We start from the raw sequence: 21,418 nt of genomic DNA, 5'->3' as shown, positions 1-21,418 counted from the left end.
TATCAAATGAAAGTATTTAAGTTCATAATAAGCATTTCACTAATCATCTTGGCTGTAAACGTTTATGGCCAAGAAAATGAAGTTAAAATATCGTTAATCTCTGGGCCAAAAGGTATATTTTTAAGACTTGACGGAACAGAGGAACTCAGCAAATTAAAAATTGGCGAAAAGAAGTTTGCGGTAAAACGCAAAAGATTAGACGAAGCCAATTTCAAGACTATCGGAAGCATGGAGGCCGCCAACTCGGAGGCCAAAATAAACTCTATACTTTCGGCAGAGGATTTGAAAGAATTTGAGACAGGACAAGAAACTAAAATGCTAGATTTCATCAAGTCCAAACCCAGTTATCAAAGTGTATCACTATTTGGGGAATTAAACCCAGGTTTTCTACAAATCTGGGGTTTGGGCATGCAAGACGCCAGCGTCGATAAAGGACATTTTTACATCTACAGAGTTTTTGAAATCCAAGGAAATTCAGAAATGCTCTACGCCGAGTCGGGAGTATTTCACAACAGAACCAATGAAATACTCAAAGACGTAAAAGCCGAATTATCGTCTATTTCAGGAATGGATAGTTCGGTCAGATTTAATTGGAAAATAACCATCCCAAGCCTAGAAATTCCAGAGGCAGTAGAAGCAAAACAGGCCAGTCTCTTTAATAGTATCAATGAAAAAACATTAAAGGTTTCGAAGAAATATTACGAGGAAATCAGAAACTTCCTCAGAACCGAGGGTAAAATATTCTCCTCGTTCCCTATCTCTCAGTTCAATACCCACTTCAATGTCTACTACCGAATCAACAAGGAGGTGAATTGGACGTTTCATTCGAAAAGAATAGCAGGTACAGATAGCCTTGGCAACACTTTTATCACCGCAGATATCAGCTGTAACCCAGAAGATCTTGTAGAAATGAAAGTTGTTCCCGAAGATAACGTTTTAAACCAGGGTACAGAATCTGCAATAGCCCGAGGAATCGCGGTTTCCAACAATCAGGTCACTCTTATTTATGGCCTAAACTCAAAGGACTCAACCAATGCAATCATTTTAGATTGGGCAAAATTACCCGAAAAAGCCTATTATTCAGGCATAGAGATTTCACGAAGTTACGAAGATGAGCCTATTAAAACATTAGCTATTTTGCCAGCCAGTGCAAATACTTTCACTGATTTAGATATTTATCCAGCCGGAAGAATTTTTACATACTATGTGAAACCCTTATTCATAGAAAAACAAGATTTAAGACAAGAAATACCTGCAAGTGCTGCTCAATCTTGCTCCAAGTTTAGCAAACCACTTCCACCATTCAATGTGAAAGTAGAAACCTCAAACGGCAAACCAAAAATTTCGTGGGAAGCGGCAGAAGATAAAAGTATTCACAGTTACCATGTTTACAGAGGTACCTCTAGCACCCAGTTTGACCTCATTAGCAATAGCGTTTATAAAACAGACTTCATAGACTCTACCAGCAATATAAGTCCTCGTCTTACGTATTTTTATAAAATTGTGGCCATGAACCTCACCCAAGATACAAGCGATTACTCCGTTACGGTTCCGTACACACCAGAGTTTGCAGCCAGCGACATGTATTCACCGGATTTGATTGAGGCCAGTGCTATTAATAATCAAATATGGCTAAAATGGGCTGATGTAAAACTAAATGATGACTTCGTAGAAGGTTATCAGCTGGAAAGGCAAAAAGTGGGGGAATCGCTTTTCATAAAACTCCACAACGGCATGTTACAAAATGCTATTTTCAACGATACCACCGCTTTGCCAGGTATTGATTATAATTATCGTGTCACCTCGGTTTCCACCAACGGATTTCTTGGTAAATATTCTAAAATATCAAAAGTAAATATGCCAACTTCAGATGCGGACGTTATGCCAATAACCGACATCAAGGCCACTAATTTATCAAAAAGCATCAGAATATCCTGGCCTTCAGTTGAGACCGATGATATTATTTCGTACATTATTTACAAAAAATTACCGACAGAAACTAACTTTGAGAGAATTGGAATGGTAGCCAAGGGAATTTTTGAATTTGAAGACGAAAGGGTAGAAAACGACGAAATATACGTATTTTCGGTAACTGCTATTAATGCCAAAGGTAAGGAGTCAAAAATAGTTCAGAAAAAATCAATTTACAGAGAAACAAAATAATCAATTAAGCAAAAGATGTTCATCCAGAAGTTCAGTTTGTATTTAAAAGTATTCTGTTTATCACTTTTTTTCTACTCCTGCAGTGTAGAAAATATTGACCCCGTTGACCCTGACAATACCACTGAGACAAACCCAGCGAACCCCACTCAGCCAAATACAAGTGGCTCGATAGTTTATGCCCCAACAGCCCTGGGAAAAGTCAGCAGTTCACCCCAGACTTTTGGTATCAGAAATGACAAAAAACTGAGTGACTACGAGGCCATAGCTACCAATGCAGCTCCTTACAATACCGATGAGTTTCCAGACTTCAGGTCGGTGGTTTCTATCCATGTGGCTGACGGCGACAATGTGGGCATTGGCTCGGGTGTACTTATTAATTCTCAATGGATTCTTACAGCGGCTCATAATTTTATTTTGCCTGAAGAAACCAAAAACTTACCCAAACTTAGCAATGTCATGATCTTGGTTGGCAACGACCCCAATAAACCAACCAAAACCCTAAAAGTTTCTCAAATCATCGTGCATCCACATTGGGTAAACTCTGATGGTGGTTTCGAAAAAGGAACAGATCTCGCTTTGGTTAAATTATCAACACCTGTCACAGACATAACTCCTGCTCAAATAAATTTGAACATCAACGGCGAAAAAGACAAATCCTACACTTGGTCTTGCGGTTTTGGAGATTATTCGCAGCAGGCTGGTCAAAACCGCGACGATTATTCTAAAAAACATGCCATGGTAAATGTTTTGGATAGAATTGTAAACGGTCTGAGCACCACAGTTTCTGGAGTAACTTACAATGGAGGTATTCTGGCATACGATTTTGATGCACCAGATGGCAAATACAATACGCTGGGCGACAATATTGCCAACGAGCAAGAAAAGGTTTTGGGTTCAGGAAAAAGTGCAGCTGAAGCTCTGGAGATGGAGGGTGGTACCGTGCAAGGCGATAGCGGCGGGCCTATTTTCATCAAAATTGATGGCGTTTGGAAAGTCTGCGGGTTACTACATGGTGGCGTAGATGATGTCAGACCTGGCCACAAAGACAGCTCTTATGGCGACATAAGCATCTATTGTAGAACCGCCTCAGCATCGGCTTGGATACAGTCCAACATTAAATAATATCTTGAATTAAGATTACTGGAAAGTATAATTTAATAGTCAAAAATCCTTTGGTTCTGCTGAAGGTTTTTTTTCAAAAATAAAAAGATAGCCTGAATTAGTGACTATTATTTACACTAACGTCTTAAGTTAACAATGAAAGCATTTATGAAAACATTTACAATAGCATTTGTTATTTTTATCGCCTTTCCTATAGCCACCTTTTCCAAACAATTCTTACCTAAAAAGCCAAAAAGTAGTAGATTTACGAATATTCGCAAAGATACTAATTATGAATTTGGCACATTTAAGTTCGTTAGTCCGTTTCTTGTGAAAAAGAATATTTTTATAGGATAAAAAATCTAAAGAACCCAAAAGTAAAACCAAGAGGCGACCTATATGGTCGTCTTTTTTATTTAAAAATCAACTTAGAAAGTTGTTTCTCGTCAAACATTTCATTGGCCAAATCCAACAAAACTGGATTGGTTACTTTATCAATATCATCAAAGATCTTAGAGATAGGCTCTACTTTGTCTAAGTCCAACAGACTCTTGGCCATCATCAACATATAGCCCTGCTTGCTTTCCTCAGACATGGCCAGCTGGCCCTTGAGCTGTTCCTTCAATGTTTTTAACTGTATCTGACCCAAAGATTTATTCTTCAAATTAAACAATTCTTTATCGATTAATTTCAGCGATTTGTTGAGATTCTGCGGGTCTGTACCAAAGAAAATAGCAAACATGCCTGTGTCATAGTAGGAGGTATATCCGGCCTCTATCTGATACACCAAGCCATGTTTTTCTCTAAGACTTAAATTAAACCTACTGTTCATTCCAGGCCCACCGAGCAAATTCACCAATGCAAAAAACGGCAATCGGCTCGGATGATTCAGTGCAAAAGATGGACGACCTATAGCCACATGTGCTTGGTTGTTGTTTTTTTCTATGACTTCCTCTTTTACAAAATATTCGATGGGCGAAGTCCTTACCCTCGTGGTTCTTTTGGCAGGTATTTCACTCAAAAACTTTTCTGCCACTTTTACAACTTTCTTAAAGTCAAGATTTCCCACTACCGAAACTATGATTTTCTCTGTATCCAAGTTTTCGTCTATAAAGGTCTGGAAATCTTCTCTTGTGAATGCCTTCACACTTTCTGTCGTGCCCAATATATTTACACCAAGTTGATGATTTGGAAAAACCACCGTATCAAACTCGTCTTGGATAGCATCTTCGGGCGAATCCAAATACATTGACATTTCTTCCAATATCACGCCTCTTTCGACTTCCAGCTGTTTCTCTGGGAAAACACTGTTGAACGTAATATCGGTAAGCAAATCTATAGCTTTCTCAAAGTGATGGTCTAGTATAGACGCATAAAAACAGATTTTTTCTTTAGTGGTGTAGGCATTGAGCTCCCCTCCTACTGCCTCCAAACTATTGATAATGTGATATGCTTTGCGTTTTTTTGTACCTTTGAAAGCCATGTGTTCCCAAAAGTGGGCCAATCCTGCCTGATGCGGTTTTTCGTCACGACTACCAATGTCAAGCATAATGCCACAGTGGACAATCTTGGTATTTGACACTTGCTTGTGGGCAATTCGGATGCCATTTGGCAAGGTATACAATTGATATTCAGACATTATTCGTATTCGATTTCACTAAAAATAACCACAAAGGTACAAAGAAAAACATAAGAAAGCAGATGATATTAATAGCAGAAAGTGGCTCAACAAAAACTGACTGGAGGCTTCTAGGTGGAACCATTGCAAGTTTCGAAACAATCGGACTCAATCCTTATTTTGTGGATGCCGACCAAGTTTATGACGAAATATCACCTATTTTTGGTGCATTAAAGAATGTTAGAATAGACGAAATTCATTTTTATGGAACTGGAATTACGGACGACTCAAAGTCCGCTGTCATAAAAGAGGGAATTTTAAAAGCACTTGGTTATAACACACAAATTTTCACCTATTCTGATGTCATTGCAGCGGCAAGAGCTCTTTTCGGAAACACCCAAGGCATTGCTTGTATTCTAGGCACTGGCTCTAATTCATGCTTCTGGAATGGCCAAAGTATTGAATTTCAGATTCCTCCACTCGGATTTTGGTTGGGCGACGAAGGTTCTGGGGGGCATTTGGGCAAACAACTTATGCTTGATTATCTTCACAAAGAAATGCCCGAAAATATCAGATATTTATTTGAGGAAAAATATGGCCCAATGGATAGAATAGAAATACTCAATAAAGCCTACAAACAAGATAAACCCAATAAATACTTTTCTTCGTTTTCCTATTTTCTTTACGAAAATGACCACGAAATTTACTGTCAAAATTTAATAGAAAATTCATTCAGAGATTTCTTAAAAAAATATCTCTTAAAATACCCAAATATAAAATCTACAAAAATTGGGTTTGAAAAATATCTCTTAAAATACCCAAATATAAAATCTACAAAAATTGGGTTTGTTGGATCTGTGGCCTTCTATTATTCAAATTTTCTAGAAAAAGTATGCTCAGAATACAATTTGCAAATCACGACAATTATAGAAAAACCGATTGATAACCTTGTGCGTTATCATCAAGAATAGCGGTCATTTCTCCAAGGATAGGCCGTGTTGGAATAACCTCGCTCTTCCCAAAAGCCTTTTTGATTTTTATCCATAAACTCTATTCTTTTTATCCATTTCGAGCCTTTCCAAGCGTAAAGTTGCGGCGTAATCATCCTTACAGGACCACCGTGTTCCTTTGCTAAAGGTTCATCATAAACCGTATGAACCAATAAAACATCTGACTTTAGGGCTTCTTCAATTGACAAATTGGTCGTATAAGTGTCATACCCATAACACATTACGTGTGTGGCGTTAGACTTTGGTGTTACCAAAGCGGCCAAGTCCAGGAAACTCACACCTCGCCAAGGCATATCCAACTTTGACCAAGTAGTGACACAGTGAAAATCACTAACATCATCCGTTTGAGGCAAAGCCATAAAATCTTCCCAGTTTAGAGTAACTGGATTTTCTACAGCTCCGTCAATCTTCAGCCTCCAGTTTTTTAGCTCCACAGTTGGGTGATATCCCAAATCCAAAACCGGCCATTTCTCTGTCAAAGTTTGCCCAACAGGTGTTTGTGGCATTCCGTGGCGATTTATAGGTCCTTTTCCCAATGGTCTATCATCAGAAATTGATGGCGAAAGCTTGATTTTCTCCTCAAATCTGACCTTCAACTTCATTCTTGCCTCAATAATCCTATCTAATTTGTCCTGCATATTCGGGTATTTGTCTAAATTTTAGTTTTAGAATCAGATTGTGGTGAGTTATTAAAACCAATATAACATTAAATACAACTTACAATCAACGAATTAGATATAAAGTATAAATCCTAATTGTCCTAATTCTTCTGAACAGTCCGTTGGAAAATTTTGGAACTCAAAATTTTACTTCTTCTCGAAATGCTAAATCCAAAATTTTACAGAGGATCATTGTTCAGAAGGTGTTTTTTTTGATACTTTTTTTTCGAAAAAAAAGTATGCCCGCCTGGCAAGGCACGTAATGATTTTAGTTCAAAATAATTTTATTTCTAAAACTTTAGTAAATATAAATACAAACCAAATGCAAAAAGTTTTTTTTATTCAAATGAATTTTTTAATATGAATATATGTTCATATATCAATGAGCTAATAATACTAAATTCTCCTCTGAATTAGGTAAATTTGCGGTAAAATAAACAATAAAATGGGTAAAATAGGTTCGGCGATAAAAATGAAATGTCCAAGATGTGGCGAAGGTGAATTATATGATAGAACACATTTATTTTCGCTAAAAGGTATCTTTAGCATGCACAAAAACTGCTCAAACTGCGGACTGAAGTACGAAAAAGAGGTAGGATTCTTTTATGGTGCTATGTACATTTCTTATATGCTCAACATCGCACTCTTTGTAACGGCAACCGTAGGCTATTACATGTTCTTTGAAGAAAAATACGATTGGAGGTTTTATATAATGGTTTACCTGCTCATCACTTTTACACTCGTGAGATGGATCTACAGAATGTCGCGGTCGCTTTGGCTGATGATTATGATAAGTTATGACCCTGATAAAAAAGATACAATTAAATAAATATAAAAATGACTGGAAGTTTTGATGAATTGATAAAATCAGAAAAACCTGTATTGATAGATTTTTCTGCAGAATGGTGCGGACCATGTAAGGCCTTGGCTCCGATTCTGAAACAATTGGCGGGCGAAATGGGAGATAAAATAAGAATCATAAAAATCGACATTGACAAAAACCCAGCTTTACAAAGAAAATACAATATATCTGGTGTACCTACCATGATGGTTTTTAAAGATGGACAGCAAAAATGGAGACAATCCGGCGTGTTACAATTGTCTCAATTGAAACAAGTTATGAATGGTTTCTTGAATTGAGAGGGCCAAAAATACTGAATAAGCAGGTGGTAACATCTGCTTTTTTTTGTGCCAAGTTTTCAAAACTCAGTTTTTAAGCCCTGATTGACAATATTTTGTATATTTTTTTTCAAAATTATATTTGGAGAATCATAAGCACGACTTTTAAACATAAAATACCAAAAAAAAGCTTTTTTCAAACAACTAACCTAAAAAGCTAAACCTACAATTTCTAAAAAAAGCTTTTTTTAGAATAAATTAATCAAAACCGAATAGATTAATCAGAAAATCCCTAAAAATCGAGATGCAGAATCACCCAAGAATTATTTTAACAAAAACCATAAAAACAAAATATTATTCTGCAATAACACCACAACTCTTATAATCGTTATTTTTTGTATAAAAATAATGCAACATTTTGGTAGAATATTTGTTATCTTTGTATCGTTAACAAAATAAAATTCGGAATAGAGATGAGCAAGAGATTAATAAAATATTTGGTACCAGCCGCATTCTTCGGCACTTTCTTGGGTACTATGTTTATATGGAGTGTAGCGTTTGGTCCTGCAAAAGTGAAGAAACAAATGGTGGTTTGTTATAAATTCAATGAAAATACACCCAAAGAGCAAGTTGAAAAACACATCGGGGATTTTTTAGACTTGAAAAAAAGTAACAAGCAGATTGTGAACTATACTGCTGGATATACGGTGGGCAATGGCGACAAAAAACCTGATTTTGACGTGATGCATTATCTAACTTTCAAAACAGAAGAGGACATTGCCAAATTTACGCAGAGTGAGTCTTATCAGAAATTCATAAACACGCACAAAAGCGAGTGGAAAGCGGAGTTTGTTATAAATGCAGATATAAAGTAATCTTTATAGTAGTACAACAAATATAAATCAAAAAAGCAGAGCCTAGGCTCTGCTTTTTTTATGCCATTTCTATAGTAGTCGAATTCAAGAAGGTCTTTTCTGAACCAGAGAGCGAATGGTCTGAACCGGCCGGTACCTATATAATACTCAAAATTCTAGTGCTTTATAATGAAGTCAATCAATATTCCGAGAAGAAAGGCCAAAATTACAAAAGTTAGCATGCCTAGGAGATATGCAAACAAGGCCTTTATGTAATTGAAAATTTTTTCTTTTGCAAAGAATTGTCCGATTGCCCAAGAACAATACGCAACACCCACAATACCCCCTAATTCAGATACTTTAAGCTTAGCCACTCCTTCAAGCATGGCAAATACGGAAAAAATTAACATTCCAATACCCATAACAAAGCAGAGCATTATTAAGATTTCGAAGAAGTTAAATTGATATTTTTTAAAGAACAGTTTTGACCAAAATGCAATAAAAACACCCATAATGATATTCGCATAGCCGTAATGGCCCTGAATCCAAGTGAAAATTTTAATAGGTGTCGACAATTTAGCCCCTTCGCCTTCAAATTTCACATATTGCTCTTCAATATGAAAAACATTGATGATAATAGTATATATCAACGATGTGATGATAATAAAGATAATTGGCTTGACGAGCCGACTTCTATTCTCTGTCAGGTACTCCCTAATCTTCAGACCTGGTCTAATACAAAGTTCTTTAATGGTATATAAAATTCCACGTTCAAAATGTAAAACGTGTTCGATTTCATGAATAATGTAATGCCCATCAATTCGCTTCAGGCTTGTTACTTGTCCACAATCCGGACAAAATTTTGAACTTACTTCTCTACTACAATTCTTACAATCCATTTATTTATTCAATTTATCATCAATTTAAAACTTTCTTAGTGAGTATTTTACCAACTTAGATTCCATCAGTTCGGCTTAATACCTTATCTAGCTTGGACATGCCTTTCGGAACGGGGTGAAGTGCGGTGGACTCTGAACCGACGAAAAGCTAGTCAAAATTGATATTATTTAGTTTAATTTACTGTATTCATATTCTAAAAAATCAATTCCGCTTTTAAATGCGTCATTTTGCACTTTCAAAAAAGCTATATTCGTACTATATTGTTCTGGAAACTTCTTAAATTCTTCAGCCATTCGTTTAATTCCAGCGGGACATAAATATGCAGGTGTATTTCGCCCTTTAATACCCAAAGATGGAATTGTTCCATCAAACAAGTCCTCTGACACCTCAATTCCGAATAAGGTTTTAACAGCTTCTTTAGTCATTTGAATAAAATATGGAATTCTGACTACCTTAAACCCAAAACTGTTGTATAAATCTGTATTTTTTTTATCCTTTTCAATAATATCTGGATTCGTATAATGTGGAAGTCCATCAAATTCAACAATAATTTTCAAGTCATCACTTCTGTAGTCAGGACGACTTCTATATGATACTTCATCTATCTTTCCGAATGCCTTATCATGGATCCAATCATTTGTATTTGGATAAATAATTTTCAGATAATCTTCAAGTCCAGTCCTATGAAGTCCAGTATCTTTATCAATGCCTGCAATTTCTGCTAATGCATTTGTCTCTCTCAAAAAACCCCATTTTTTGTTCATCTACTTTCTATTTTTAATACGTTTTCAATTTAATAACCCGCTCTGCATTGACTATTGCCTTAGAAGATGTCTTAAACGATTTTACCTGCAAATAGACAAGAAAGCATCGCAAAACCAAAAAAATCCAGCCAAAGCTGGATTTTCCAAATATAAAACAAAAAATAAGTTTACGAATGAATAGCCCTATTCTCTGTAGCTGCCAAGCAAGCCTCTTTCATTGCTTCTAGGTAGGTTGGATGAGCGTGAGATATTCTGGAGATGTCTTCGGCAGAGGCTCTAAATTCCATTGCGGTTACGGCTTCGCCTATCATATCAGCTGCTCTGGCTCCTATCATGTGAACACCCAAGATTTCGTCAGTGTTTTTATCAGCCAAAACTTTTACTAAGCCATCCACATCACCACTTGCAGTAGCTCTTCCAAGTGCTTTGAAGGGGAAAGAACCAGATTTGAACACAACTCCTGCCTGTTTCAATTCCTCCTCGGTTTTACCCACCGCCGCTACTTCTGGCCAAGTGTACACCACGCCAGGAATTAGGTTATAGTTAACGTGAGGCTTTTGTCCTGCTATGGTTTCAGCTACAAAAACGCCTTCTTCTTCGGCTTTATGGGCTAACATAGCACCTCTGATGACATCACCAATCGCGTAAATGTTTGGAACATTGGTTTGCAAAGTGTGATCGTCCACCAATACCTTGCCTCTGTCTGTTGCAACTCCAACGGCTTCTAAGTTTAGATTGTCTATGTAAGGTCTTCTGCCAATACTTACCAAACAATAATCGCCCAATATCTCAACTTTTTTGCCGTCTTTGTCTTCAGCCGTAATCTTTACCTCTTTGCCCAAATTCTCTATCAAACTTACTTTGGTGTTGAAATAAAAATCTGCTCCTAGTTTCTTGATAGACTTCTGCAATTCTTTGCCCATGGTTTTGTCCATGGTAGGTATCATGCCGTCAGCAAACTCCACAAAAGTAACTTTAGAACCCAATCTTGCATATACAGAACCCAACTCAGCACCAATTACCCCAGCACCAATTACTACCAAATGCTTCGGCAACTCTTTGAGTGTAAGAGCCTCAGTAGAAGTGATAATTCTTGTCTTGTCATAATTCATGAAAGGTAAAATAGTAGGCTTGGAACCCGTCGCAATGATGATATTTTTTCCAGTGATTTGTTCTTCAGAACCATCTTCTTTGGTAATTTTTATGGTGTTTTTGTCTATAAAAGAACCAAAACCGTTTTTAACATCAATCTTGTTTTTTTTCATCAAATACGTGATGCCGTCGTTCATTTTCTTCACCACGCCACCCTTTCTTTCAATCATTTTCGAAAGATCGGCTTTTACTTTTCCTATGGTGATACCGTGCTCCTCAAAATGATGAACTGCGTTGTAATAATGCTCCGAAGAGTCAAGAAGTGCTTTGGAAGGAATACAGCCTACGTTGAGACAGGTTCCGCCCATGGCGTTGTATTTTTCAATAATGGCAGTTTTGAACCCCAACTGGGAACATCTAATGGCGGCCACATAACCTCCAGGGCCAGATCCGATTACTACTACGTCGTATTGCATATCTTTCTTTCTTTAAAATCTTAATAAAATTACTGAAGTTTCAGTTTAAAAACTTGCTTAAAAACGAACTTTGTGTGCCTTGCCAGGCGGGCATTCTTTTTTTTGCGGCTCGCCGCCCGTTCAAAAAAGAACCAAAAAAAACATTTTTTGAGCAAAGTCCTCTGAAAAATTTCGATTTGGCATTTTAGCTGTAAAAAAAACGGAGGTTCGAAATTTTACAACGGACTGCACAGAAATTATAAGGAACAAATACTATTTAAATTTCATTTCGCCATTCACTAAAACTCAATACGGTTAGTGTTTCTATTAACTATAAATAACTGACAGTAAAATCTTTAAACCAAGTCCAAAAACTCAGTAAAATTAAAAAAAAGGCATCACTAAGATGCCTATTCATTATTCTAAACCTGAAGAAGCATTCTCATTGGATCTTCTAGAAGTTGTTTTACTCTAACCAAAAATCCTACTGAATCTTTGCCATCAATCGTACGGTGATCGTAAGAAAGAGCCACGTACATAATTGGCCTGATTTCAACCGCACCATTGATAGCTACGGGACGCTCAACGATGTTGTGCATACCCAATATAGCCGACTGCGGAGCATTGATAATAGGTGTAGAAAGCATAGAACCGAAGATACCACCATTGGTGATAGTGAAAGTTCCGCCGGTCATCTCGTCTACTGTCAACTTATTATCTCTGGCTTTCAAGGCCAATCTCATAACCTCACTTTCTATTTGAGCAAAAGACATTTTCTCTGCATTTCTAATAACTGGTACCACCAAACCTCTCGGTGCAGAAACCGCTATCGATATATCTGTAAATTCATTGAAAACTATTTCTTCGCCATCTATGAAAGCATTTACATTAGGAAATTCTAGCAAGGCGATAGAGCAAGCTTTTGTAAAGAATGACATAAAACCAAGTCCTACTCCGTGCGTATCTTTGAATTTATCTTTGTATTGTTTTCTGAGATCCATGATTGGCTTCATATCTACCTCGTTAAAAGTAGTCAGCATAGCCGTTTCGTTTTTCACCGCTACCAATCTTCTGGCAATGGTTTTGCGAAGCGAACTCATTTTCTCTCTTCTGATGCCTCTTTCAGCTTTAACTGAACTCACAACCTCTGCTTTAATTACTGGTGCAGCCGCTACTGGTACTGATGTAGCCTTTAATGCATCGTCTTTTGTTATTCTACCACCAACTCCCGAACCTTGTATTTGCTCAGCAGTTAAGCCTTTTTCAGACATTACTTTTGCCGCTGCTGGCGAAGGATGCCCGTCGGCATAAGTACCTCCAACCGAAGCTACTGCCTCAGGAGCACTATTTACAACGGCTGCTGGTGCAGGAGCGGAACTCGCCGCCGCACCTCCTATCGTAACAGCTGCTAAAACACCTCCGATCGGAACCACGCTTCCTTCCTCTGCTTTTATGGTTAACACTCCAGCAAAAGGTGATGGTAGCTCGAAGGTAGCTTTGTCAGACTCTAGCTCACATATAATCTCATCCAAACCAACGGTATCGCCCGTCTTTTTCAACCAACTTGCGATGGTCACTTCTGTGATAGATTCTCCAACTGTTGGCACTTTTATATCCAATGTCTCCACCTTCTGGTCAGATACTGGAGCTGAAACAGTTTCAATAACTGGAGCTGCTTCAACAACTTTAGTCTCAACTTTGGGGGTTGTTGCACCTTGCGGTTCGATAGAGCAAATTGCTGCACCTATTTGGAGAGTTTCTCCTTCTTTACCTATAATTCTGAGGATACCGTCTGCTTCGGCTGGGAGCTCGAAAGTCGCCTTGTCAGACTCCAACTCACAGATTACCTCATCCATTTTCACAAAATCACCATCTTTTTTTACCCAAGCAGCAATTGTAACCTCAGTTACCGATTCGCCCACTGAAGGCACCTTCATGTCAATAGCCATAATTAATTCAATTGAAATGCTTTATCTAAAATTTTACTTTGAATATCGTTGTGATTTTTAGTATACCCTGTTGCTGGAGAAGCACTTAATTTCCTTGAAATCACGTCGTCTATACCACCAGGGAATTCTCTGATAATAAATGACCAATATCCCATATTTAATGGTTCTTCTTGAACCCACACTTTTTCAGCATTTGGATATTTCGCAAGCTCATTCTCGATTTGTGTTTTCGGGAATGGGTAGAGCTGCTCAACTCTTAGAATAGCTATGTCTTCTCTATTTTCGTCTAGTTTTCTCTTTTGCAAATCATAGAAAACCTTTCCGCTGCATAGCAGCACTCTTCTCACTTTTTTAGGATCCTTGGTTTCGTCAGAAATAACTTCTCTGAAACTCGTATTTTCAAGAAACTCGCTCATTTCTGATACGGCCATTGGATGTCTCAACATAGACTTTGGAGACATGTGTACACAAGGCTTACGAAAAGGAAGCGAAACTTGCCTCCTTAACATATGGAAGAAGTTGGCTGGTGAAGTACAATTACAAACATAAATATTGTATTCGGCTGCTAACTGAAGGAATCTCTCTGGACGGGCATTGGAGTGTTCTGGGCCTTGACCTTCATAGCCATGAGGCAGAAGTAGAACCAAACCATTCATCGAATTCCATTTTGATTCAGCAGCCACCAAAAATTGATCTATCATAATCTGGGCTCCGTTGGCAAAGTCCCCAAATTGTGCTTCCCAAATAACCAAGGCGTTTGGATTTGCCATGGCGTAGCCATATTCAAAACCCATGACTGCGTACTCAGAAAGGAACGAGTTATAAATTTCGAATTTCCCTTGCTCGGCACTTATATGAGCAAGATTATTGTACCTGTTGTAGTTTTTAATGTCGTGAAGAATGGCATGTCTGTGCGAAAACGTACCCCTTTGCACATCCTGGCCCGTCATACGCACCCAGTTGCCTTGCTGTAGCAATGACCCAAATGCAAGCAACTCTGCCGCAGCCCAATTAAAAGGCTTTTTACCAGCAAAAATCTCTTTTCTTTCTTCTAAAACTTTCTCTATCTGCTTGATAGGCGTAAAACCATCAGGTACATTTGAAAGCACCGATCCTACCTTTGCCAATAATTCTTTAGAAATACCTGTTTTGGGAGATTCTTCAAAGTCTTCTACTGTCGATCTCCTCAAGGCAGCCCAATCTCTCTCCAACTTCGGAAGTTGATAAGGCAGCTGGTTTTGTTTTACTTTAGAAAGAATATCTTGCAAGTTGTCATCAAATTGAGCTTTGATTTTCTTTGCATCTTCCTCGTTTATGGTTCCGTCGGCTTTGAGTTTTTCTATGTAAATTTCACGCGGTGTTTGGTGCTTACTGATGAGCTCGTACATGCCCGGCTGGGTAAAACGCGGCTCATCTGCCTCGTTGTGGCCATGCTTACGATAACAAATCATATCCACAAAAACGTCCTTATTGAATTCCTTTCTGAATTCTATGGCCAACTCCATGGCATAAACTACAGCCTCAGGATCATCGCCATTCACGTGAAAGATTGGCGTGTCCAACATTTTGGCTACATCTGAGCAATATAGAGTTGAGCGGGCGTCTGCATTATCGGTTGTAAAACCTATTTGGTTATTTATGATAAAATGAATAGCCCCACCCACATAATATCCTGGCAGATTAGACATCTGGGCTATTTCATATACTATACCTTGGCCAGCCAAAGAAGCATCGCCGTGTATAATTATCGGAAGGATTTTGTCATAAATATCGGCAAATTCGTTTGGCTTTAGACCTTGGCTTTCAAAGTGAGCATCAGCTCTGGCTCTAGCATATCCCAAAACCACAGGATCGACGGTTTCTAAATGTGAAGGGTTGGCCATCAGTTTCATTGAAACTCTCTTGCCGCCCGGAGCTTCTATTTGGCTAGAGTAACCCATGTGATATTTCACATCGCCGTCGCTAAACTCAAGCGTAGGAACATTTTCTTCAAACTCGTTAAAAACTTGATCGTAAGGCTTCTGCATGATATTCGTCAACACATTCAACCTGCCTCTGTGTGCCATTCCTATCACTACCTCTTCTACTCCTAACTCAGCTCCTTTCAATATAGCTGCGTCAAGACCAGCTATAGCCGACTCACCACCTTCTAATGAAAATCTCTTTTTACCCAAAAATTTGGTATGCAAAAAGTTCTCAAAAGCTACGGCCTGATTTATTTTCTTAAGTATTCTTTTCTTTTGGTCAAATGACGGGTTGTAAGTCAAATAATCTTTCTCGATTTTTTTTCTGAACCAATTTTTTATATTGCTATCTCTTATAAAAAGATATTCGAAACCAATTTTACCCCCATAAATGGTTTTAAGTGAAGATTCGATTTCTCTCAAAGTAGCTGGTCTTCCAAAAACCTCGACCCCAGCTTCAAAAACCGTATCTAAATCTTTTTCCGAAAGGTGAAAAAAAGACAGATCGAGGTTGGCGTTATATTTTCTGATGGAATATAGTGGGTCTATTTTTGACATCATGTGCCCACGAGACCTGTAGCCACGTATCAAATGCACAACTTCACGCTCTTTGGAAATTCTCTCTTTTTCAGAGTCCGTGGATACATGCGAAGCTACAGGGGTCTCGGCGTTCCATGATTTAGAAAACTCAAAACCCTTGAAAAAATATTGCCAACTGGCATCTACTGACTCAGGATTCTGAAGATACTGCTGGTAAAGTGATTCTATGGCGGCTACATCACCATTGGCTATATATGAAAACTGATCCATTATTATTTTTTGTACTCTTAAAGCGTTGTTTAATTCGAAAAAAACCTATGATTTCTTAATACTTAAACGATAATAAAAATATTTTTATGCGAACTAAATATTTTTATTTTTAATAAGCAAAAATTTGTGTTTTTTTTATAAAAAATGTACTAAATATTTCAATTTATTGAACTATTTAAAGAAAAACAGTAGAGATTTTGAGCTTTTTTTGAAAATTTATTTTGATAATTAACTAAATATACAAATTATCATATTAAAACTTTCCAAAAAACCAACTATCCCCTCCAGAATCATCGCTATTGTATTTTAACATAAATTGAAATACTCCTCCTACGGGCAAATTTGGAGTGTTAGGGTTACTCTCCATGGTAGGTTTGGAATCATAAGAAAGAGCAAAACTCATGGTTTTGGTTGCTTTGTATTCTGCAAAAGGTATGAGTGTAGCCTTGGATTCACCATAGGCCATGAGGTTATTGGACCTGTAGGATGCACCAATTCCCAAACGGTTGTTTACAGAAGCTTTTAAGTTAAAATCATAGCTCTTTCTTTTACTGTGAATATCATAATAATAGAGTACATTGGCATTGAAACCAAAGATAGATTCATTGTCAAAAATATAACCCGCATTGACTAAAATCGCCTTTTGCTCGCCGATCTGCTTTGAGGCTAAAAGCATGGGATTAGAAACACCTAAAAACACACCCTTGTAACTACTAAAAACACCAAGTCCGCCGTGTGGCAACACGCTTTGGGATAAATTCACCGAGGCATTATTGGGTTGAATAAATATACCTCCATTTGCACCCATTTTAAGTTTCAATTCACCGATTTCATAGCCTTTGGCATAACTAAAACCCAGGCCAGTGCTTATGATATTGCCTGAATTGTTTCTGTAGCCTTGAAAAGCCAAGCCGCTTTTGTTGTACAATTGGCCGTCGAGAACCAACACTTGATTGACTTGGTTAAACCTGATGGAGCCATTGAACTGATTTCCCAAAATACCCTTTAAAGTGAATGGGCTATTTTCACCAGCTAAGGCAGGGTTAATGGCCAGGTAGTTTAGGTGGTATTGTTTCAAGAGGCCTATTTGAGCAAATCCAATTTTTGAAAACAAGAATAGAGAAATTAAGAAAGCTTTCTTCATATTTTTATATTTTACTGTTAGGCCTCTCAGAAGTTCTAATTCTAACCTCCAAAGACTTGATTGCGGATATTGGTTTTAGCACTTTCTATCCAAAAAAAATGACCGTCTATTTCTAAACGGTCAAATTATAAAATCTTGTTATAAACTTAATCCATTTGAAGGATTTTTATTTCTGTACGTCTATTTCGCTGATGTTCGGCTTCTGAACATTGTACACCGTCTGCACAATTGTTTACGAGCTGAGTCTCTCCATAACCTTTGTACTCTACTCTTGAGCGGCTTATGCCTCTTTTAAACAAATAATCTGCTGATGCTTTAGCTCTACCTTCTGAGAGTTTCTGATTAAAATCAGACGGGCTTCTGCTATCTGTATGAGAACCCAACTCAATTTTCATTTTTGGATATTCACGCATCAGCTTCACCAATTTATCTAATTCTACTCTTGCATCTGAACGGATATTACATTTTCCATAATCAAAGTAGATATTGTCTATTTCTACAACATCGCCTTTGGTAAACATAAAGATATCCGAGCTTACATTTTCGTTGGTTTTGCAATTAAGCTTTCTCAAAGTTTTTGACTTTGAAGCCATGGTTTCTTTTTTACCTTCAATGGTATAATCACAGCCTTCAACTGCGGTAAACTGGAAATTACCGTTTTTGTCAGAATATGCTGTCACCGTGGAACCGTCACAACCATTCTTCAAAGTTACTAACACTCCTTCTATGGTCTGTTTGCTAGATTGTAATGAAACTTTACCTTTAATTATGCAAGTTTTACTGGCTTTCCCTCCACCATTGGGTAAACTCCCGTTTGGATTTTTACTATTTGTTCCAGATGGATCTGAAACCACATCTCTCCCATCTTCTGCCAATTTAGTAGTCTCAGGCGTTATAGCGGTTATATTTTCTGTTGAATCTGCAAGTTTAGGCCTCTCCAATGGAATCTCCAATCTTGAGGGCTCATTGTCGCATTCGTCAGTACTGTAACTAACGGTATTATTGCTATAGCCTTCTCGCTTAGTTTTAAAAGAATACTCGTGCTCTACAGCAATATTATCTATTGCTATTAATCCTTCTGCATTCGTCACTAACTCTATATTGTTACCGGACTCGTCTGTGTAGTTTATTGCAGTGTTGTCAAGAGGCATTTTGGTGTCGGCATCATAAACCGCTATTAACAGTTCGCAACCTTCTTTGATTTCGCATTCTCTATCGAATTTATAAATATCGTCATCGTTTCCTCCTCTTTTGCGGTTAGAGCTAAAATACCCGCTTTGTCTTAGTCCGTCAGTTATTATTCCAAAATCATCTTTACTTGAGTTTATTGGAGCTCCCAAATTTATGACTCTGCCTTTTTGAGCAACTCCGTCTAATTGTGTAAAGAAAATGTCCAATTCTCCTAAACCAGGTAGGCCTTCAGATGAGAAGTAAAGATTTCCTTTCTCGTCAACATAAGGGAACATTTCATTTCCTTTTGTATTTATATTTGCACCCAAGTTTACAGGAGCAGACCAGTTAACACCATCATAACGTGTTACATATATATCTGTTCCACCAAAACCACCAGGCATATCTGAAGCAAAAAACAACAGTTTTTCATCTGGAGAGAGAGCTGGATGACCTGTAGAGTATTCATTTGAATTGAATGGTAACTCGGCGATATTACCCCAACTATCTTTTTTGGCTTCACCTATATAGAGTTTTAACTTTATGATGCCGTCTGAGCTTTTCTTGGCTACTCCACCTGAGGAAATATTATTTCTAGTAAATATTACTTTTGAGCCGTCTTTGAAAAAAGCTGCAGGGCCTTCATGGTATTTAGAGTTAATTGAGCCGCCCATTCTATCACTTTCAGTAATAGGTTTGTCTGCATAACCATATCCTTGAGAGATGTTTTTACCTCCATAGCTACCAATAGTGCGGGAGTCGTTGGCAGTTGGCATGGTATACTCATCTGAGCCTACACTTCCAGTTGGAGCCGCTTTCGCCTTTTTTGAGTTAGTACCACCTCCACCTAAGCCCGCTTCAGCAGCAGAGAGATAGGCTATATCCTCTAGGTGATACAGATCTAAGAATGGGGTGTTGTTCCAAGTAAACACTCTCCTTACACCTGATGTATTTCTTCTATTTGAAACAAAAATGAGGCCGTTTTGATAATTGGTCGGGCTAAAATCCGCGGCATTTGTATTTATAGACAGATAATCCACCTTGTAGCAAGCTGCGTTCTTAGATAATACACTTACATCATTATAAAGTTTAGAGAAACCTTTAGCCCTAGTGTCGTTATCTACAATAGAAAGGTACTTTTGGTATTGCTCTTGAGATTCTTTGTATTTTGCATTACTAGCCAAAGCCTGGGCATAATCCATTAGTATTTTTGCCTTGTCACCAGTGAAATCACTTGACGAACCCACAAGATCACGCAAAACTCTCTCAGCATTTACAGCATCTTTTACTTTAAGATAACTTTCTGCAAGGTTTCTCATTGCTGAAAACTTCTCACCTTCTGAAATGCCCTTTTTCTTTAGAGCTTGCTCGTACGCATCGATGGCTTTGATATAACTTAGGTTCTCAAAGTGGTGATCACCTGTTTTAATAAGTGCGTTCTGACCAATAGCCATATAAGACATCAATCCAGCACAAGCCAATAATGTAATTTTTCTTTTAATCCTGACAAACATAATTTTATTATTTTATATGGGGGACTTCTTATCAGAAATACCTTGGAGTGAGAATCTTAGATTTTCCATAACCAAACTCATATCTTAGCAACCATTCGTGCGTGGGAGTTCCAATGAGCTTATTGTACAAAGGAGAATTTCCAGTGTCTTTAGTATTCAGTCTGTTGTTGTTATAGTCATAAGCATATCCTAATCTCAGCTGTGGGGTAAGTTGAAGTTCAAACATACCTACTACGGCATCTATGTTGTCCTGACCTGAGAGAACAGTTTGAGATTTTCTTCCAGAAACTCCAAAAGATATTTTGTCTTTATACCAGAAATTGACATTCCCATCTATCCCTAGCGGTGAACCAAAAGCATATCTAAGCATCGTAGACGGCTTGATTTTAAAATTGCCTTTGCCTATCACAAAACCCATCATTGCAAAATAATGCCTTTTGATTTTTCCGATGCTGCTGGCTACATCTGGAGTAATTTTTTGCTCTATCATTTGTGGAACAGAAAACCCAAAATACGATTTATCGTTACTCACAAATAAGCCAAGGCCTGCATTAAACATAAAACGACTTCTGTCATCCTCAAAAATATAGTCTGTAACTCCTACAGGAACTTGAGACAACGCCAAACTCACGTTAGTAACGGTGGGCTGGAGTCCCAAAGACATGGTAGTCTTAGCCCCAATTTTAAATCTGTAGGCATAAGCGAGATTTAAGCCTGTGTTGTTGGCCACTCCCAAAGCATCATTATAAGCCACTAGTCCGATACCCATTTTTTCGTTTTTGATGGGCATATCTAATGAGAATGAATGTGTAGTTGGCGAGCCTGGAATGTTCCTTTCTAGCCACTGGTATCTGCCAAGGGCTGTAAGACTCAATACATCCCTACTACCAGCATAAGCAGGATTAATGGCCAACGTATTGAACATGTATTGCGAATACATGACCTCTTGTTGAGCATAAATTTTTGTGGATACAATAAGGCATAACGTGGCAAATATTACAGCCTTATTCCTTACAAAGTGTAAATGTTTCATTGTCTGATTATTTATAGTTTTTTTCCTGATTTTTGTTTTCTTTTGATGCAACCCAAAGAGATTGACACTCAACAGATTAGCAAAAATATAAAATATTTT

The 21,418-nt window shown here is 37.8% G+C and carries 16 protein-coding genes; 6 read left to right on the top strand and 10 right to left on the bottom strand.

Annotated features, from left to right (window positions below):
• The first annotated feature begins 6 nt into the window (after nucleotides 1-6).
• Nucleotides 7-2,163: a fibronectin type III domain-containing protein gene (locus tag EGI26_RS05945; protein WP_255077008.1), complete on the top strand. Its 2,157-nt coding sequence runs from the start codon at nucleotides 7-9 to the stop codon at nucleotides 2,161-2,163.
• 15 nt (nucleotides 2,164-2,178) lie between these two features.
• Nucleotides 2,179-3,285 (top strand): trypsin-like serine protease, encoded by a 1,107-nt coding sequence (locus EGI26_RS05940; protein ID WP_255077006.1) that lies wholly within the window; start codon nucleotides 2,179-2,181, stop codon nucleotides 3,283-3,285.
• 391 nt (nucleotides 3,286-3,676) lie between these two features.
• On the opposite strand, the gene EGI26_RS05935 is transcribed toward EGI26_RS05940, so the two are convergent.
• Entirely contained in the window at nucleotides 3,677-4,903 is a 1,227-nt protein-coding gene (locus tag EGI26_RS05935; RefSeq protein WP_255077005.1) for a pitrilysin family protein, read from the bottom strand.
• Nucleotides 4,904-4,965: 62 nt separating this feature from the next.
• On the opposite strand from EGI26_RS05935, the gene EGI26_RS05930 reads away from it, so the two are divergent.
• Nucleotides 4,966-5,853 (top strand): N-acetylglucosamine kinase, encoded by an 888-nt coding sequence (locus tag EGI26_RS05930; RefSeq protein WP_255077004.1) that lies wholly within the window; start codon nucleotides 4,966-4,968, stop codon nucleotides 5,851-5,853.
• On the opposite strand, the gene EGI26_RS05925 is transcribed toward EGI26_RS05930, so the two are convergent.
• On the bottom strand, nucleotides 5,844-6,530 hold the full coding sequence (locus tag EGI26_RS05925) for a molybdopterin-dependent oxidoreductase (protein ID WP_255077002.1): 687 nt from the start codon (nucleotides 6,528-6,530) through the stop codon (nucleotides 5,844-5,846). The two genes, EGI26_RS05930 and EGI26_RS05925, sit on opposite strands and share 10 nt — an antisense overlap.
• A 466-nt stretch (nucleotides 6,531-6,996) precedes the next feature.
• Here EGI26_RS05925 and EGI26_RS05920 point away from each other — a divergent pair, with 466 nt between their 5' ends.
• The 3 genes from EGI26_RS05920 to EGI26_RS05910 all read left to right on the top strand — a co-directional run bounded on the left by EGI26_RS05920 (nucleotide 6,997) and on the right by EGI26_RS05910 (nucleotide 8,545).
• Nucleotides 6,997-7,380, top strand: coding sequence for a DUF983 domain-containing protein (locus EGI26_RS05920; RefSeq protein WP_255077001.1), 384 nt, complete (start codon nucleotides 6,997-6,999; stop codon nucleotides 7,378-7,380).
• 8 nt (nucleotides 7,381-7,388) lie between these two features.
• Nucleotides 7,389-7,691, top strand: a complete 303-nt coding sequence (gene trxA / locus EGI26_RS05915) for a thioredoxin (RefSeq protein ID WP_255036607.1) — start codon at nucleotides 7,389-7,391, stop codon at nucleotides 7,689-7,691.
• A 452-nt stretch (nucleotides 7,692-8,143) separates the two neighbouring features.
• A complete protein-coding gene (locus tag EGI26_RS05910) occupies nucleotides 8,144-8,545 on the top strand; it encodes a Dabb family protein (RefSeq protein ID WP_255077000.1) in 402 nt (133 codons plus the stop codon).
• Between the two features lie 155 nt (nucleotides 8,546-8,700).
• Here EGI26_RS05910 and EGI26_RS05905 read toward each other — a convergent pair whose 3' ends face one another.
• From EGI26_RS05905 to EGI26_RS05870, 8 genes are all read right to left on the bottom strand, one after another.
• Nucleotides 8,701-9,423 (bottom strand): DUF3667 domain-containing protein, encoded by a 723-nt coding sequence (locus tag EGI26_RS05905; protein WP_255076999.1) that lies wholly within the window; start codon nucleotides 9,421-9,423, stop codon nucleotides 8,701-8,703.
• A 168-nt stretch (nucleotides 9,424-9,591) separates the two neighbouring features.
• Nucleotides 9,592-10,188, bottom strand: coding sequence for a DUF559 domain-containing protein (locus EGI26_RS05900; protein ID WP_255076997.1), 597 nt, complete (start codon nucleotides 10,186-10,188; stop codon nucleotides 9,592-9,594).
• Nucleotides 10,189-10,355: 167 nt separating this feature from the next.
• On the bottom strand, nucleotides 10,356-11,756 hold the full coding sequence (gene lpdA, locus EGI26_RS05895) for a dihydrolipoyl dehydrogenase (RefSeq protein WP_255076996.1): 1,401 nt from the start codon (nucleotides 11,754-11,756) through the stop codon (nucleotides 10,356-10,358).
• 401 nt (nucleotides 11,757-12,157) lie between these two features.
• On the bottom strand, nucleotides 12,158-13,684 hold the full coding sequence (odhB, locus tag EGI26_RS05890; RefSeq protein ID WP_255076992.1) for a 2-oxoglutarate dehydrogenase complex dihydrolipoyllysine-residue succinyltransferase: 1,527 nt from the start codon (nucleotides 13,682-13,684) through the stop codon (nucleotides 12,158-12,160).
• 2 nt (nucleotides 13,685-13,686) lie between these two features.
• Nucleotides 13,687-16,458, bottom strand: coding sequence for a 2-oxoglutarate dehydrogenase E1 component (locus EGI26_RS05885; protein WP_255076989.1), 2,772 nt, complete (start codon nucleotides 16,456-16,458; stop codon nucleotides 13,687-13,689).
• Nucleotides 16,459-16,711: 253 nt separating this feature from the next.
• Nucleotides 16,712-17,602, bottom strand: a complete 891-nt coding sequence (locus EGI26_RS05880) for a type IX secretion system membrane protein PorP/SprF (protein ID WP_255076986.1) — start codon at nucleotides 17,600-17,602, stop codon at nucleotides 16,712-16,714.
• A 146-nt stretch (nucleotides 17,603-17,748) separates the two neighbouring features.
• A complete protein-coding gene (locus EGI26_RS05875; protein ID WP_255076985.1) occupies nucleotides 17,749-20,286 on the bottom strand; it encodes an OmpA family protein in 2,538 nt (845 codons plus the stop codon).
• Between the two features lie 31 nt (nucleotides 20,287-20,317).
• Nucleotides 20,318-21,319 carry a type IX secretion system membrane protein PorP/SprF gene (locus EGI26_RS05870; RefSeq protein WP_255076983.1) on the bottom strand — a complete coding sequence of 334 codons (1,002 nt, stop codon included), beginning with the start codon at nucleotides 21,317-21,319 and terminating at the stop codon, nucleotides 20,318-20,320.
• Nucleotides 21,320-21,418 lie beyond the last annotated feature (99 nt).

Source organism: Lacihabitans sp. CCS-44 (assembly GCF_024343735.1).
GTDB lineage: Bacteria > Bacteroidota > Bacteroidia > Cytophagales > Spirosomataceae > Leadbetterella.
The sequence above is the reverse complement of the archived record's forward strand: the minus strand, read 5'-3'. Positions and strand labels throughout refer to the sequence as shown.